This is a genomic window from Streptomyces sp. MAI_2237, from assembly GCF_054189285.1.
The window spans coordinates 1,040,160-1,053,739 of record NZ_JAJPGQ010000005.1; the positions used below are offsets into that span (position 1 = coordinate 1,040,160).

At 72.5% G+C, this 13,580-nt stretch carries 15 protein-coding genes; 8 read left to right on the forward strand and 7 right to left on the reverse strand.

What is annotated here, in order from left to right:
- The first annotated feature begins 44 nt into the window (after nucleotides 1-44).
- Nucleotides 45-863 carry a DeoR/GlpR family DNA-binding transcription regulator gene (locus tag LN251_RS33105; RefSeq protein WP_383664808.1) on the forward strand — a complete coding sequence of 273 codons (819 nt, stop codon included), beginning with the start codon at nucleotides 45-47 and terminating at the stop codon, nucleotides 861-863.
- A gap of 97 nt (nucleotides 864-960) precedes the next feature.
- The gene (locus LN251_RS33110; RefSeq protein ID WP_458247836.1) at nucleotides 961-1,437 is read left to right on the forward strand and encodes an SRPBCC family protein; all 477 of its coding nucleotides are present in this window, start codon (nucleotides 961-963) and stop codon (nucleotides 1,435-1,437) included.
- 147 nt (nucleotides 1,438-1,584) lie between these two features.
- Here the strand turns inward: LN251_RS33110 and cds1 are convergent, their stop codons facing one another.
- A complete protein-coding gene (gene cds1 / locus LN251_RS33115; RefSeq protein ID WP_458247837.1) occupies nucleotides 1,585-2,706 on the reverse strand; it encodes an L-cysteine desulfhydrase Cds1 in 1,122 nt (373 codons plus the stop codon).
- Between the two features lie 330 nt (nucleotides 2,707-3,036).
- On the opposite strand from cds1, the gene LN251_RS33120 reads away from it, so the two are divergent.
- Nucleotides 3,037-3,360, forward strand: coding sequence for a hypothetical protein (locus LN251_RS33120; RefSeq protein ID WP_458247838.1), 324 nt, complete (start codon nucleotides 3,037-3,039; stop codon nucleotides 3,358-3,360).
- A 216-nt stretch (nucleotides 3,361-3,576) separates the two neighbouring features.
- Nucleotides 3,577-4,107 (forward strand): ATP-binding protein, encoded by a 531-nt coding sequence (locus LN251_RS33125; protein ID WP_458247839.1) that lies wholly within the window; start codon nucleotides 3,577-3,579, stop codon nucleotides 4,105-4,107.
- Nucleotides 4,108-4,127: 20 nt separating this feature from the next.
- On the opposite strand, the gene LN251_RS33130 is transcribed toward LN251_RS33125, so the two are convergent.
- Genes LN251_RS33130 through LN251_RS33140 form a run of 3 tightly spaced genes read right to left on the reverse strand, consistent with a single transcriptional unit; the run spans nucleotide 4,128 to nucleotide 7,719 of the window.
- On the reverse strand, nucleotides 4,128-6,689 hold the full coding sequence (locus tag LN251_RS33130) for an ABC transporter permease (protein WP_458247840.1): 2,562 nt from the start codon (nucleotides 6,687-6,689) through the stop codon (nucleotides 4,128-4,130).
- Nucleotides 6,686-7,435, reverse strand: a complete 750-nt coding sequence (locus LN251_RS33135) for an ABC transporter ATP-binding protein (RefSeq protein ID WP_458247841.1) — start codon at nucleotides 7,433-7,435, stop codon at nucleotides 6,686-6,688. Before LN251_RS33135 ends, LN251_RS33130 begins: the two co-directional genes overlap by 4 nt.
- Nucleotides 7,432-7,719 carry an SHOCT domain-containing protein gene (locus LN251_RS33140; RefSeq protein ID WP_200701645.1) on the reverse strand — a complete coding sequence of 96 codons (288 nt, stop codon included), beginning with the start codon at nucleotides 7,717-7,719 and terminating at the stop codon, nucleotides 7,432-7,434. The genes LN251_RS33135 and LN251_RS33140 overlap by 4 nt, the downstream gene beginning before the upstream one ends.
- A 163-nt stretch (nucleotides 7,720-7,882) precedes the next feature.
- On the opposite strand from LN251_RS33140, the gene LN251_RS33145 reads away from it, so the two are divergent.
- The 3 genes from LN251_RS33145 to LN251_RS33155 are packed head-to-tail and all read left to right on the forward strand — an operon-like array spanning nucleotide 7,883 to nucleotide 9,974.
- Nucleotides 7,883-8,473, forward strand: a complete 591-nt coding sequence (locus LN251_RS33145; protein ID WP_458247842.1) for a TetR/AcrR family transcriptional regulator — start codon at nucleotides 7,883-7,885, stop codon at nucleotides 8,471-8,473.
- An 11-nt stretch (nucleotides 8,474-8,484) separates the two neighbouring features.
- The gene (locus LN251_RS33150; RefSeq protein WP_458247843.1) at nucleotides 8,485-9,069 is read left to right on the forward strand and encodes a DUF4865 family protein; all 585 of its coding nucleotides are present in this window, start codon (nucleotides 8,485-8,487) and stop codon (nucleotides 9,067-9,069) included.
- Entirely contained in the window at nucleotides 9,066-9,974 is a 909-nt protein-coding gene (locus LN251_RS33155; RefSeq protein WP_458247844.1) for a phosphotriesterase family protein, read from the forward strand. Before LN251_RS33150 ends, LN251_RS33155 begins: the two co-directional genes overlap by 4 nt.
- A gap of 72 nt (nucleotides 9,975-10,046) precedes the next feature.
- Here LN251_RS33155 and LN251_RS33160 read toward each other — a convergent pair whose 3' ends face one another.
- Together LN251_RS33160 and LN251_RS33165 are read right to left on the reverse strand one after the other, a co-directional pair.
- A complete protein-coding gene (locus tag LN251_RS33160) occupies nucleotides 10,047-10,574 on the reverse strand; it encodes an SMI1/KNR4 family protein (protein WP_458247845.1) in 528 nt (175 codons plus the stop codon).
- A gap of 43 nt (nucleotides 10,575-10,617) precedes the next feature.
- Entirely contained in the window at nucleotides 10,618-12,087 is a 1,470-nt protein-coding gene (locus LN251_RS33165; protein ID WP_458247846.1) for a ketol-acid reductoisomerase, read from the reverse strand.
- A gap of 66 nt (nucleotides 12,088-12,153) precedes the next feature.
- Here LN251_RS33165 and ilvY point away from each other — a divergent pair, with 66 nt between their 5' ends.
- Entirely contained in the window at nucleotides 12,154-13,041 is an 888-nt protein-coding gene (ilvY, locus tag LN251_RS33170; RefSeq protein ID WP_458248221.1) for an HTH-type transcriptional activator IlvY, read from the forward strand.
- Nucleotide 13,042: 1 nt separating this feature from the next.
- Here ilvY and LN251_RS33175 read toward each other — a convergent pair whose 3' ends face one another.
- Nucleotides 13,043-13,498 (reverse strand): RpiB/LacA/LacB family sugar-phosphate isomerase, encoded by a 456-nt coding sequence (locus LN251_RS33175; protein ID WP_458247847.1) that lies wholly within the window; start codon nucleotides 13,496-13,498, stop codon nucleotides 13,043-13,045.
- Nucleotides 13,499-13,580 lie beyond the last annotated feature (82 nt).

Genomic DNA, 13,580 nt, shown 5'->3' on the forward strand with positions numbered 1-13,580 from the left:
GCCGGGCGTGTCGGACTGCATGTGGCGAAAGGACCGGAGCGTACGTGAGTGAGAATCAGAACCTCCTCGCGGAGCAGCGGCGCGCCCTGATCCTGGACGAGGTGCGGCGCCGGGGCGGGGTCCGCGTGAACGAGCTGACGCGCAAGCTCGGCGTGTCGGACATGACCGTGCGCCGTGATCTGGACGCGCTGGCCCGGCAGGGCGTGCTGGAGAAGGTGCACGGCGGCGCGGTGCCGGTGGTCGAGGCGAGCACGCACGAGCCGGGTTTCGAGGCCAAGTCGGGTCTGGAGCTGACGGCCAAGGAGGACATCGCGCGCTCGGCGGCCGAGCTGGTCGCCCCGGGCAGCGCGATCGCGCTGTCGGGCGGTACGACGACGTTCGCGCTGGCCCACCAGCTGGTCGACGTGCCCGATCTGACCGTGGTGACCAACTCGGTGCGCGTCGCCGACGTCTTCCACGCCGCGCAGCGCAGCTCCGGCCCCCGGCAGGGCGCGGCCACGGTGGTCCTGACCGGCGGGGTGCGCACCCCCTCCGACTCACTGGTGGGGCCGGTCGCCGACCAGGCGATCGCGGCGCTCCACTTCGACGTGCTCTTCCTCGGCGTCCACGGCATATCGGTCGAGGCCGGCCTGTCGACGCCGAACCTCGCGGAGGCCGAGACCAACCGCCGTCTGGTGCAGTCCGCACGGCGCGTCGTGGTGGTCGCCGACCACACCAAGTGGGGTGTGGTGGGCCTGAGTTCGTTCGCGGCGCTGGAGCAGGTCGACACGCTGGTGACCGATGCGGGGCTGGCGGGCGAGGCCCGCGAGGAGATCGCCGATCATCTGCGGCGGCTGGTGGTGGCGGGCGAGCCGGAGGACTGACGGCGGTGAGGTGGTACTGACATCTGACGGGGCGCCAGTTATCGTGACGTCGCTCGCCCCGGTCAACCACCCTTAACCGTCACGGGGGTTCGCGTCCATGGCCAACCGTCTGCGCCCTGTCGGGCTCGACTTCATCGCGACCGCCCCGGTGCGGCTGGTCTTCGCACAGGAGATCTCCGCGGCGCCCGAGCCGGTCTTCCGCGCCCTCAACGACGACGTGCCGGGCTGGGCGGAATGGTTCGCGGCCGTGACGCACGCCCACTCGATCGACGACGGCGCCGGGCGCGACATCCGGCTCAAGGGCGGCGGACGCTTCCGGGAGACGGTCATCGCGGCCAAGGAGGCGGAGCTGTACGCCTACCGGGTCGACGTGACCAACGCGCCGGGAGCCCGCGCCCTCGCCGAGGAGTGGCGGCTGACCCCGGCCGGGACCGGCACCCACGTGCGGTGGACCTTCGGCGCGGACGGCACGGCGCCGTTCCGGTGGGTGCTCAAGGCGGCCCGCCCCGGACTCGGCCGGGCCTTCCGGGACGCGGTGACCTCCCTGGACCGACGCCTGACGGAAGGGCGCTAGCCGCCCGGCGGCGGGTTCCCGGGACCGCGGTGCGGCGTCCGTTCTACGGCGACGCCAGCCGTCGGCGCCGGGTGCCCCGCTTCTGCGGTGCGCCGGTCACCGACGCCCGGCGTCGGCACGGTCTCCGCTCTTCGCCGACGACAGGCGTCAGCGCCAGACGCCCGTCGCCAGCAGGGAATCGATCGCCGCCGTGTACGGGGCGATGTCCAGGCCCTGCTCGGCGAGCCACGCGTCCGAGTAGTACTTGTCGAGGTAGCGGTCGCCCGGGTCGCACAGCAGGGTCACCACGCTCCCCCGCCGTCCCGCGGCCACCATCTCCGCGACGATCTTCAGCGCGCTCCACAGCCCGGTGCCCGTCGAACCGCCCGCCTTGCGACCGATGGCCCGCTCCAGGGCCCGCACCGCGGCCACGCTCGCGGCGTCCGGGACCTTCATCATCCGGTCGATCGCGCCGGGGACGAAGCTCGGTTCCATCCGGGGCCGGCCGATGCCCTCGATCCGGGAGCCGCAGTCACAGGTGACGTCCGGGTCGCCGGTCGTCCAGCCGTCGAAGAAGCAGGAGTTCTCCGGGTCGGCGACACAGATGCGGGTGTCGTACTGCATGTAGTGGACGTAGCGGGCGAGGGTCGCCGAGGTGCCGCCGGTGCCGGCCGTCGCGACGATCCACGCGGGCTCCGGGAACCGCTCCAACTCCAGCTGACGGAAGATGGATTCGGCGATGTTGTTGTTGCCGCGCCAGTCGGTGGCCCGCTCGGCGTAGGTGAACTGGTCCATGTAGTGGCCGCCCGTCTCGGCAGCCAGACGGGCCGACTCCTCGTACATCTTCCGCGAGTCGTCCACGAAGTGGCACTGCCCGCCGTGGAACTCGATCAGTCGGCACTTCTCGGCGCTCGTCGTGCGCGGCATGACGGCGATGAAGGGCACGCCGATCAGCTTCGCGAAGTACGCCTCCGAGACGGCCGTCGACCCGCTGGACGCCTCGATCACCGGGCGGCCCGGCCGGATCCAGCCGTTGCACAGGCCGTAGAGGAAGAGCGAGCGGGCGAGCCGGTGTTTGAGGCTGCCGGTCGGGTGGGTCGACTCGTCCTTCAGGTACAGGTCGATGCCCCACTTCTCGGGCAGCGGGAAGCGCAGAAGGTGGGTGTCGGCCGAACGGTTGGCGTCGGCCTGGACCTTGCGCACGGCTTCTTTCAGCCAGTCGCGGTAGGCGGCGTCGCTGTGGTCGACGTCGAGGGTCTCGCCGGTCGGGGCTTGCTGAGTGGTGCTCACCACGGGGCTCCTTAACACTTCGCGCCGACGGCGTGTCGCTCTGCCGACACACCGATCATAGACACCTTCCGCACCCGTCTCACCTGCATAAACACCACTTTGAGCAGCCCAAAGGACAACCTGGGGGCGCGCGGGGGGCAGGGGTGGGGGCGCATTCGCGCGAGTGCTCCGAGTGCCTTGCGCGAGCGCGCCATGCGCACTGGTGCTCGACGTCGGGTGCGGGCAGACTGCACCGAACGGGGCGGCACACTGGATCACGAAAGGCGCTGGACCAGGGCCCGCACAGGAGCCACGGACCGGCGCACCCACGCGTACGAGGGGGCATACGGCATGGCGGAGCCGGAGTTCACGGCTACGGGCGTGCGGATCGAGAAGCGGCTGCGTTCGCTCACCCGGGCCGGGCAGGTCCGGATCAGGGACGGCAGAGTGCAGTTGCTGACCAGCTACGGCAGCGAGATCGACAGCGCACCGGTCCAGGCGGTGCGCGCCTCCAAGCCGTGGTTCGCGGCCGACGACCGGGCGCTCGCCGACCTCAACGGCAAGCGCTACACGCTCACGCTCGGCGACCACGACCCCGCGCCGGGCGAAGGGGGGCCGCCGGCGGCACGGCGGTTCATCGAAGCCGTACGGAGGGCCGCGAGCCGCGGGAGCTGACCGGCCCGGTCCGATGACGCAGAGCCCGTGCGGGGTGACCGCGAGTTGCACTCCCGCGCCCCTTGCGTCACGCTGATCTCACGTCACTCTGGGTTTACCGGCGATAACGCTGCGAACCAGCCCGCCGGGCACGACAGCAGCCGACCATCTCCGTCCGGGCCGCTGCTGCATCCGAACTCCGTGTTCTTCCGGACCTCACGTCGGGGAGTCGCAGCCGTGATCAGTCACCCAAGCAGGCACTGCACGGTGGAGCTCCAAGCCCTGCCGTCGCGGATCGGCCAGGTCCGCAGAATCCTTTCAGCGCAGTTGCGCTACTGGCATCTCGATCCCCTCATAGACCGGGCCGCGCTCGCCGTGACCGAACTGCTGACCAACGTCCACCGGCACGCCCAGCCGGACAAGCAGTGCACCGTCAAGATAGAGCTTCTGCTGGACCGGCTCACGGTCTCGGTGCGCGACCACGACCCGCGCCTGCCCGAAGTGCAGGACGTGGAACCCTCCGCCACCAGCGGGCGCGGGCTCGCCATGGTGGCCGCCGTGAGCGAGAGCTGGGGGGCACGACCCGAGGGCGAGTCGGGCAAGGTCGTCTGGTTCACGCTGCCCGCCTCCGCCGTGACGGTCACGGCGCCGAGCCGCCGCCCACGGCGAACGGCCGAGAACCCCGTACGGCGCTTCGTCGAGGCCGAGCACGCGGTGGACGGGCACAGGGCCGGGCACGCTCCCGCCCGGTCGGCCGTTGTCGGTTGACCGGGCGGTGACGGGGGCGGCTACTCCGTCGCTGTCGCGCGCAGTACGTCCAGGCGGGCCGCTCTGCGGGCGGGGCGCAGGCCCGCCAGGGCGCCGGCCGTCAGGCCCACCAGGGCCACGACCAGCAGGCGGGTCGGGGGGAGGGCGAAGGCGAAGCTGCTGTCACTCGCCCCGTCCGAGGCCTTGACCAGGACCCAGCCCAGGAAGGCGCCCAGGCCCAGGCCGCCCGCCGTACCGAAGGCCGCCACGAGGACCGACTCCCAGCGGACCATGGCCCGCAGCTGTGAGCGGGTCTGGCCCACGGCGCGCAGCAGGCCCAGTTCGCGGGTGCGTTCGTGGATCGCCAGGGTGAGGGTGTTGGCGATGCCCAGCAGCGCGATGAGCACCGCGAGGGCCAGGAGCGCGTACACCAGGGTGAGCATCATGTCGATGCCTCCGGCCGAGGACTGCGCGTACTCCTCGCGCGTCTGGACGGCGGGGTCGCCGTAGCGGGCGGCGACCTTTTCGACCGCGGCCTTGCCCGCCTTCGTGCTCACGCCCGGACCGAAGGTGACGGCGACGAGTGTGTCGGAGTCCTGGGTGCGGTGCGGGGCCCAGGCGGCGCGGGTGATGACGTAGTCCCCGGCGAGTTCGGAGCGGCCGTAGACCGCGCGGACCGTGAAGGCCTGACGCCGGCCGTCGGTGAAGGTGAGCCGGGTGGTGTCCCCGGGGATGAGGTGCCGTCGGGTGGCCTCGGTGCGGGTGATCGCGATGCCGTCGGTGCCCAGGCCGGAGAGGGAACCGTCGATCCGGCCGAGGTCGAAGGTGCGTTCCAGGGCGACGGGGTCAGTGACGGTCAGGGCGCGTCCCTCGCCGTCGACCTTCGCGACTCCGCGGCCGAGACCCACCGCCGTGTCGACCTGGGGCAGTTGCCGGATCGCCCCGGCCAGGCGAGGGCTCAGACCGCTGCCGCCCGCGCCGAAGGACGGGGTGCTGACCGCCACGTCGCCCGCGAAGGAGCGGGAGACGGTCTGGTCCATGGTCGCCTTGAGGGAAGCGGCGAAGACCGTGAACAGGGAGACGACCGCCACGCCGATCATCAGAGCGCCCGCGGTGGCGGCCGTTCGCTTGGGACTGCGCAGGGCGTTGCGGCGGGCGAGGGAGCCGGTGACGCCGCGCAGCCTGTCCACGGGGGCGCCGAGGAGCCGTACGACCTTCGTGGCGGCGACCGGGCCCAGGACGATGAAGGCGGCCAGGGCGAGGACTGCGCCGAGTCCCGCCAGCGGCAGGGAGGGCGAGGCCAGGACGCCGTAGAGGGTCGCGGCGGTGGCGAGGGCCGCCATGGCGGTGCCTGCGATGGCTCGGGTACGGGAGGCGGCGGAGGCGTCGACGGCCGTCTCGCGCAGGGCCGCCAACGGGGCGATGCGGCCCGCCCGGAGAGCCGGCAGGAGGGCGGAGGCCAGACAGACGGTGATGCCGACGGCGAGCGGGATCGTCAGGGACAGGGGCTTGACGACCAAGTCGCCGTCGGGGAAGGGGAATCCGATCACGGGGAAGAGGGCCTGCAGGCCGGCCGCCATGCCGATGCCGCCCGCGAGGCCGGCGGCGGACGCGGTCAGGGCGACCGCCGTGGCCTCGATGAGGGTAGTGGCGGTGATCTGGCGGCGGGAGGCGCCCAGGGCCCGCAACAGGGCGTTCTCGCGGGTGCGTTGGGCCACGACGGTCGCGAAGGTGTTGTGGATGGAGAAGGTCGCCACGAGGAGGGCGATGCCGGAGAAGACCAGGAGGAAGGTGGTGAAGAGGGTCAGGAACTGGCTGGAGACCATGTCCGTGTTCTCCTGGGCCGACTCCTGGCCGGTGATCGCCTCGACTCCCTTGGGGAGTACGGGCGTCAGGCGGGCGACCAGGTCGCGCTGACCGGTGCCCGGGGCCGCCCGGACCTTGATGCTCGCCGCCTCGCCGGGGCGGGCGGTGAGGTACTTCTCGGCGTCCGCGCGGGTCATGCCGGTGAAGGTCACCTGGGCCATGCCGTCCTCGCCCGCGAAGGTCGCGAGACCCACGACGGTCACCCGGACCGGGTCGGGGGTGCGCAGGGTGGTCGTGTCGCCGATCCTCAGGTCGCCCTTGTCGGCGGTGCCTCGGTTGATCACCACTTCACCGGAGCTCCGCGGTGCGCGACCCTCGACGAGGCGGTAGGGGTTGAGTTCGGGATCGGCGATCCAGTTGCCGGCGAGGGTGGGCGGTCCTTTCCCGCCGATCGCTTTGCCGTTCTTGCCGACGAGTTGGCCGGCGCCCTCGATGTCGGGTTCGGCGGCCGCGACGCCCGGCACCTTCTCGATCGTGTCCGCGAGCGTCGCGGGAACCGGTTGACGGGTGCCCTGGCTCTCACCGGGGGTGGTGATGGCGTCGGCGCTGCGGACGACGGCGTCCGTGCCGGCGGCCGCGCGTCCGAACATGGTGTCGAAGCCGGCGCGCAGCGTGTCCCCCATGACGAGGGTGCCGGCCAGGAACGCGACGCCGAGGAAGACGGCCAGGAAGGTGCCGGCGAAGCGGCGTTTGTGGGCGCGCAGGGAGGACGCGCTCAGGCGTACGGCGGCGTTCATACGGGCACCTCGAACGCTTTCATGCGGTCCAGGACCCGGTCGGCGGTGGGGGCTTCCATGCGGTCGACGAGACGGCCGTCGGCGAGGAAGACGACCTCGTCGGCGTGGGCCGCGGCCACGGGGTCGTGCGTGACCATGACGACCGTGCGGGAGGTCTGGCGCACGGCCCGGCCCAGCAGGCCCAGGACCTCCCCGCCGGCGCGCGAGTCGAGGTTGCCGGTGGGTTCGTCGGCGAAGACGACGTCCGGCCGTCCGGCGAACGCCCGTGCCACGGCGACGCGTTGCTGCTGGCCGCCGGAGAGTTCGGAAGGGCGGTGGTGGAGGCGGTCGCGCAGGCCGACGACGTCGATCAGGGCATCGAGCCACTCCTGGTCGCGTCCGCCGCCCGCGAGGTCGAGGGGCAGCGTGATGTTCTCGGCCACGGTGAGCGTCGGGACCAGGTTGAAGCCCTGGAAGACGAAGCCGACGCGGTCGCGGCGCAGCAGGGTGAGGCGGCGGTCGTCCAGCGCGCCGAGGTCGGTGCCGCCGATGTGGGCGGTGCCGGAGGTGAGGGTGTCCAGGCCGGCGGCGCAGTGCATCAGGGTGGACTTGCCGGAGCCCGAGGGCCCCATGATCGCGGTGAACCGGCCGGCCGGGAAGTCGACGCTCACCCCGTCCAGGGCCCTGACCTCGGTGTCGCCGCGGCCGTACACCTTCACGGCGTCGACGACCCGGGCGGCCGCGCGCACGGTGGTCGCGGTCGTCATGCCGCACCGCCCTTGGTGCGCCCGAACTGCTCGTCCAGGACGGACAGCCGGCGCCAGTACTCGTCCTCGTCGATCTCGCCGGAGGCGAAGCGGCGGCCGAGCACCGCGAGGGGTGAGTCGCCGGAGGGCCGCGGGTCGTCCATGGGGCGCCAGGGCCCGCGGCGGCCGCGCCATACGGTGCGGCGCAGGAAGGTGGCGACGCCGATCACGACGGCCGCCCAGATCAGCGGGAAGAACAGGATCCAGGGGCCGGGGCCGCCGTGCCAGTCTGCGAGGGTCTGCATCTCGGGTCATCTCCTGAGGGGTCGTCGGTGGTGATGTCTCGAGATTCGCGCCGGGAGGGGGTCCGGGTCGTCGTACGGCCAGCGGCAGTGCGAATACCTCCCGGGGAGTACCGGCGAACGTCTGGGCTGCTCCCTTAACCTCTGGATTTCTGTAACTACTAGTATGTACAGTGCGTGGGTGAGCACTTCGGAGAGCACCGCGGACCGACTCGTCGACGCCACGCGTGAGCTGCTGTGGGAGCGCGGGTACGTGGGGACGAGCCCCAAGGCGATCCTGGAGCGGGCGGGCGCCGGACAGGGCAGCATGTACCACCACTTCAAGGGGAAACCCGACCTCGCGCTGGCGGCGATCCGGCGGACGGCCGCGGAGCTGCGGGCCACCGCCGAGGCGCTGCTGGGTGGGCCGGGGACACCGTACGAGCGCATCGAGGCGTATCTGCTGCGCGAGCGCGACGTGTTGCGGGGCTGCCCGGTGGGGCGGCTGACGATGGACCCGGACGTCGTCGCCAGTGCCGCACTGCGCGCTCCGGTCGACGAGACGCTGGACGCGATCCGCGAGTTGATCGCGGGGATCGTGGAGGAGGGCAAGGAACTCGGCCAGTTCGCGCCCTCGTTGGACGGCGAGCAGATCGCCGCGGCCGTCCTCGCGACCGTCCAGGGCGGCTACGTGCTCGCCCGTGCCTCCGGATCCCCGGCCGACTTCGACGCCGGCGTCCGGGGGCTGCTCTCCCTGCTCGCCCCGCGACCCGCCTGAGGAGGCATCCGATGCACGCCATGCAGTACGAGCTGACCCTCCCCGCCGACTACGACACCGACATCGTGCGCGACCGCGTCGACCGCAAGGGACACCTGCTGGACGACTGGGAAGGGCTCGGGTACAAGGCCTACCTGCTGCGCGAGCGCGGGGTGGACGGCTCGCCGGTCAACCAGTACGCGCCGTTCTACCTGTGGAACACCATGGAGGGCATGAACTCCTTCCTCTGGGGAGGGGCCTTCCAGGGGCTGAGCGAAGACTTCGGGCGGCCGTCGGTGCGGCAGTGGTCGGGGCTCGCGTACGCGGAAGGCACGGCCGGTTCGGGTGCGGCGCGCAGGGCGGTACGCCGGCGGCGGCGCGTGCCGGACGGCGTCGTACTGTCCGACGTCATGGCGGAGGCGGTGGACGAGGTCGCGCGGCTGGCGGCCGAGGACGGGGCCGTGCTCGCGGCGGCCGCCGTGGACACCAGCCGCTGGGAACTGCTGCACATCTCGCTCTGGGAGCACCCGGCGCCCAAGGCACAAGGGGACGTCTTCCAGGTGCTGCACCTGTCCGCGCCGGGGCGGGATGCCCTGCCGGAGGGCCGGCAGTGGTGACTTCGATCCGTACGGTGCTGGGGGACGTGCGTCCCGAGGAGCTGGGCGCGTGCGACGCACACGACCATCTGTTCCTGCGCAGTCCCCGGTTGCCCGGCCAGGAACTCAATGACGGCGCCGCCGCGCGGGCCGAGCTGGCCGCGTTCCGGGCGGTGGGCGGCGGGAGCGTGGTGCAGTGGACGCCGTACGGCATGGGGCGGCGGGCCGCCGATCTGCCCGAGCTGTCCCGGTCCTCGGGAGTGCATGTGGTGTGCGCGACCGGTCTGCACCAAGCGGCGCACTACAGCGCGCAGTTGCTGGAGGAGCTGCGCGGCCGGCTCGCCGAGGTGTTCGTCGCGGAGCTCACGCAAGGCATCGGCACCTCGGGGGTGCGGGCCGGGCTGATCAAGGTCGCGGGCGGCTTCCACGCGCTGGACGCGCACACGCGCTGGACGATGACCGCGGCCGCCGAGGCCCATCACGCGACCGGGGCGCCGATCGCCGTGCACCTGGAGATGGGGACCGGAGCGCTGGACGTCCTCGACCTGCTGTGCGGCAGCCTCGGCGTGGAGCCGCACCGGGTGATCCTCGGGCACCTCAACCGCTCCCCCGACCCGGTCGTGCACCGGCAGGCCGCCGAGGCCGGCGCCTATCTCGCCTTCGACGGCCCGTCGCGGGCGCACCACTCGACCGACTGGCGGATGCCGGACGCCGTGCGGGCCCTGGCCGAGGCCGGTTTCGGGCAACGGCTGCTGCTCGGCGGGGACACCGTGGTCGCCGGAGCCCGGTCGGTCGACGGCGGCCCCGGAATGCCGTATCTCCTGCGCCGTGTCCGACCCCGACTGGCGCTGGAGCTGGGCGAGGAGCTGACGGATCACGTGCTGACGCAGAACCCCGGCCGGGCGTTCGCCGCGCGGTGGCGGTGAGGCGGCGGACAGAAGTCTGCGGCCTGGGCCTTGGAGCCGAGGCGGGTCGGAGGGGCGCGCGCCGACGGCAGTTCAGCGGCAGAGGGCGTCGATGTCGTCGGAGAAGGACGGGAACTCGGTCCGGGCCTCGTCGACGATCTCCCGGGCGGGGCGGCGGGGCGTGGTGGCGTGGCGCTCGGCGAGCGCGGTCAGGGCCGGGTTCGGCCGGCCCTCTCGCTGTCCGAACTCCACGACCTCCAGGGGCCCGAGGCCGTCGGCCAGGACCCACAGGAAGTCGGAGAGGTTCGCCGCGACGACACCCCGCTCCCCCTCGGAACCGAACAACACCACGGGCTGCTCGGCGAGCGGCCGACCGGGTCGTACGCACCACAGAGCGGCGAGACCGCCGGTGCCGTCCTGACCGAAGACCCGGTAGGCGTCGCCGTCGAGTCCGTGGTTGCCGGTCCAGTGGCGCAGCCAGTCGGTGGTCTCCTCGGCGGAGTCGAAGGCGCCGTACGGCTCGAAGTCGACGCCCTCGCCGTCGTCGTAGTCGAACTCCACCTGGGCCACGTCGGCCAGCGCCGGCGGGAAGCGGCGGGAGTCGTCCGTTGTCTCGATCATGCCCGCAGGCTAGCGACGGGCACTGACAACGCCCCTGGGCCCGCTATGCGACGGAGATGTCCACGGAGGGGCGCAGTTTCGCGGCCGCGGACAGGGCCTCGTGCACCGGGTGGGTGTCGAAGGATGCCAGCAGGGCCTTGTCTGCCGGGTGTTCGGCGGCGGGATAGGCGATCTGCTCGTAGGCGGCCTGAAAACGGGGTCCCCAGCGACGGGCGCCGAGGCGGGCCGTGCGGGAGCAGTTGTCGACCATGTGGGCGATGCCGCGGGCGTGCATGTAGGGCAGCAGGGAGTCGACGGCCTCGATGACGGACTCGTTGACGATCTCCGACCAGGGGTGGCCGCGCTCGGCGAACTCGTCGATCTGCGCGGTCATCGTGGCCATGAAGACACCGGCGGTGAACGGGTCCACGGGCACGTCGTGTTCACGGCGGCGGGCGTGCGCCCGGTCGCTGACCGCCCACATCGGCGAGCCGCCGATCTCGCTCATGGGGCGTGCGCCCAGGCGTCGTTCGGCGAGGATGACGCTGCGCAGCTCGGTGCCGTCGGCGACCTCGTCGTAGATCTCGGCGACGAGGTCGCGGGCGGGTGTGTAGGTGGCCGTGCAGGCGCGGTCGAAGACGTCGCGGGCGGCCGGATCGAGCTGCTCGCGCACGGCACGCAGGCCCGAGCGGGAGATGGTACGGGCGATCGGGCCGGTGATGCTCTCGCAGGATCGCTCGTAGGCGGTGACCTCGTCGTCACCCGCGATGCGGTAGCGGGAGAAGAGGCTCTCGACGATGCCATGGACCGCACCGAGCAGGATGGCGCGTTCGCCGACGATGTCGGAGAGGTACTCGCTCTCGAGGGTGGTGCGGAAGGTGTACGGCGCTCCCAGCGCCACCGACCAGCCGAGCGCGAGGTCGGTGGCGCAGCCGCCGGGATCGACGTGGACGGCGTGACTGCTGTTGATGCCGGCGCCGTTGATCTCCTCGCCCTGCCGGTACAGGCGGCGCACCGAGTCGCCCATGCCCTTGGGGCACACGGCGATCACCGGGTGACCGGCCGGGAACTCCCCGCCGGTCTCGCGGAGATGGCCGAGCAGGAAGCCGTGCGAGAGGCCGATGGCGGCACCGGGCTGCAGCGCGGCGAAGATCTCCCGATGGTGGGCGGCGAGCGCGGCGTCGGCGATGAGGAGGATCACCAGATCGCTGTCCGCGGCGACTTCGAGCCAGTCGCCGAGCGTGCCGTCCTCCTCGGTGAAGCCCTGGGCGCGGGCGTCGGCGGCCGACGCGGAACCGGGCCGGAGTCCGACCGCCACCGTGATGTCCGTACCGGCCAGCGAGTCGCGCAGGTTCAGGGCCTGGGCGCGGCCCTGCGGGCCCCAGCCGAGCACGCCGATGCGGCGCACTCCCGCGAAGGCCTGGGGCAGCAGCGGGAAGAGGTGCCGGCCGCCGCGCAGGATGGTCTCCGTGCCACCGGGCACGTCCATCGTCTCTAGAGGGAACACACGGGAGGAGTACGTGGTGGAGGTCATGGTCGAGTTGTAGGCTCCGCACGAACGTTGCAGCAAGCGCAACTTCCGCAGCGCTGTGTTGCGAGAATTGAAAGATGCAGGTGCGAGGTTCGGGACGATCATCAAGAGCTGCGGCTCTTCCTCCATCTGGCGCAGACGCTGAACTTCGGACGGACGAGTCTCGACTGCCATGTCAGTCCGGCGACGCTGACGCGCACGGTGCAGCGCCTCGAGGCCGATCTCGGGCACCGGCTCCTCGAGCGGGGGCCCCGCGGAGTATGGCTGACGGCCGAGGGGCACAGGTTCCGCGCATACGCCGTCCAGGCGCTGGAGTTGTGGCGTTCCTACCGTGAAGAACATCCCGACCCGGCTCAACTCACCGGTCGTCTGGCTCTCTTCGCGACGGTGACGGCCTGCCAGGCCCTGCTGCCCGACCTGTTGGCCCCCTTCAGGGCCGCGCATCCGCAGGTCCGGCTCGACCTGCGCACCGGGGACGCGGCGGCGGCGCTGGCCCGGCTCGACGAGGGCGAGGTCGACGCGGCCGTGGCAGGCCTCCCGGCGCGGCTGCCGGAGCCGCTGGTCGGGCGGACGCTGGCGGTCACGGAGCTGGTGCCGGTCACGGCGCGGGACCGCCCGGACCCCGGACTGCGGGGACCGTTCGTCCTGCCGCAGCGGGGTCTGGTCCGTGAGGCCGCCGACCGCTGGTTCCGCGCGCGGGGTACGGCACCCGACGTGGCGTGCGCACCGGACGGTCACGAAGCGCTGTTGACCCTGGTCGCCCTGGGGTGCGGCACGGGCGTGGTCCCCCGCCTCGTGCTGGAGCACAGCGCGGTGCGGGACCGGTTGGCGGTGGTGGCCGCCGATCCCGCGCCGGAGCCGTTCCCGATCGGGCTGTGCGTGCGCCGGACCGATCTGCGAAGGCCCCTGGTGGCGGCCCTGTGGAGCCTTGCCGGTGACTCGGGGAGCGCCCGCTGAGTCAGGGCGTGGTCCGGCCCAGATCGAGCCGCTCGACGCGGGCCACGTTCTCCCGGTCCTCGGCGTCCTCGCTGGCCGTGGCGGCGAACCAGGCGTCGAGGATCTCCTTCAGCAGCGGCTCGGAGGTCAGTCGCAGGCTGAGCGCGAGGACGTTGGCGTCGTTCCAGCGGCGGGCGCCGTCCGCGCTGTAGGCGTCCGTGCACAGCGCGGCCCGTACGCCGGGCACCTTGTTCGCGGCGATGGACGCGCCGGTGCCGGTCCAGCAACAGACGACCGCCTGGTCCGCCCGGCCGGCGGCGACCTCCCGGGCCGCCGCCTCCGAGCAGGCGGCCCACTGCGGGTCGTCGCCGGGGCTGAGCGCGCCGTGGGCCAGGACCTCGTGGCCGCGCCGGCTCAACTCTGCGACGAGAGCGCGGGCGACGGGTTCGTCCATGTCGGAGGAGACGGAGATCCGCATGCCGACGAGCGTAACTCGCCGTGCCGCCGCTGATCGGCGGCGTCTGCCGCCCGGACTCCCCGGACCGGCGGCGTCTGCCGCC

What these genes read in the sequence shown, in the direction of transcription:
- LN251_RS33110 (WP_458247836.1), top strand. Translation starts at nt 961, where the DNA reads ATGGCCAACCGTCTGCGCCCTGTCGGGCTCGACTTCATCGCGACCGCC.
- LN251_RS33140 (WP_200701645.1), bottom strand. Translation starts at nt 7,719, where the DNA reads ATGCAGACCCTCGCAGACTGGCACGGCGGCCCCGGCCCCTGGATCCTG.
- LN251_RS33145 (WP_458247842.1), top strand. Translation starts at nt 7,883, where the DNA reads ATGTACAGTGCGTGGGTGAGCACTTCGGAGAGCACCGCGGACCGACTC.
- LN251_RS33135 (WP_458247841.1), bottom strand. Translation starts at nt 7,435, where the DNA reads ATGACGACCGCGACCACCGTGCGCGCGGCCGCCCGGGTCGTCGACGCC.
- LN251_RS33130 (WP_458247840.1), bottom strand. Translation starts at nt 6,689, where the DNA reads ATGAACGCCGCCGTACGCCTGAGCGCGTCCTCCCTGCGCGCCCACAAA.
- LN251_RS33150 (WP_458247843.1), top strand. Translation starts at nt 8,485, where the DNA reads ATGCACGCCATGCAGTACGAGCTGACCCTCCCCGCCGACTACGACACC.
- LN251_RS33160 (WP_458247845.1), bottom strand. Translation starts at nt 10,574, where the DNA reads ATGATCGAGACAACGGACGACTCCCGCCGCTTCCCGCCGGCGCTGGCC.
- LN251_RS33120 (WP_458247838.1), top strand. Translation starts at nt 3,037, where the DNA reads ATGGCGGAGCCGGAGTTCACGGCTACGGGCGTGCGGATCGAGAAGCGG.
- LN251_RS33175 (WP_458247847.1), bottom strand. Translation starts at nt 13,498, where the DNA reads ATGCGGATCTCCGTCTCCTCCGACATGGACGAACCCGTCGCCCGCGCT.
- LN251_RS33165 (WP_458247846.1), bottom strand. Translation starts at nt 12,087, where the DNA reads ATGACCTCCACCACGTACTCCTCCCGTGTGTTCCCTCTAGAGACGATG.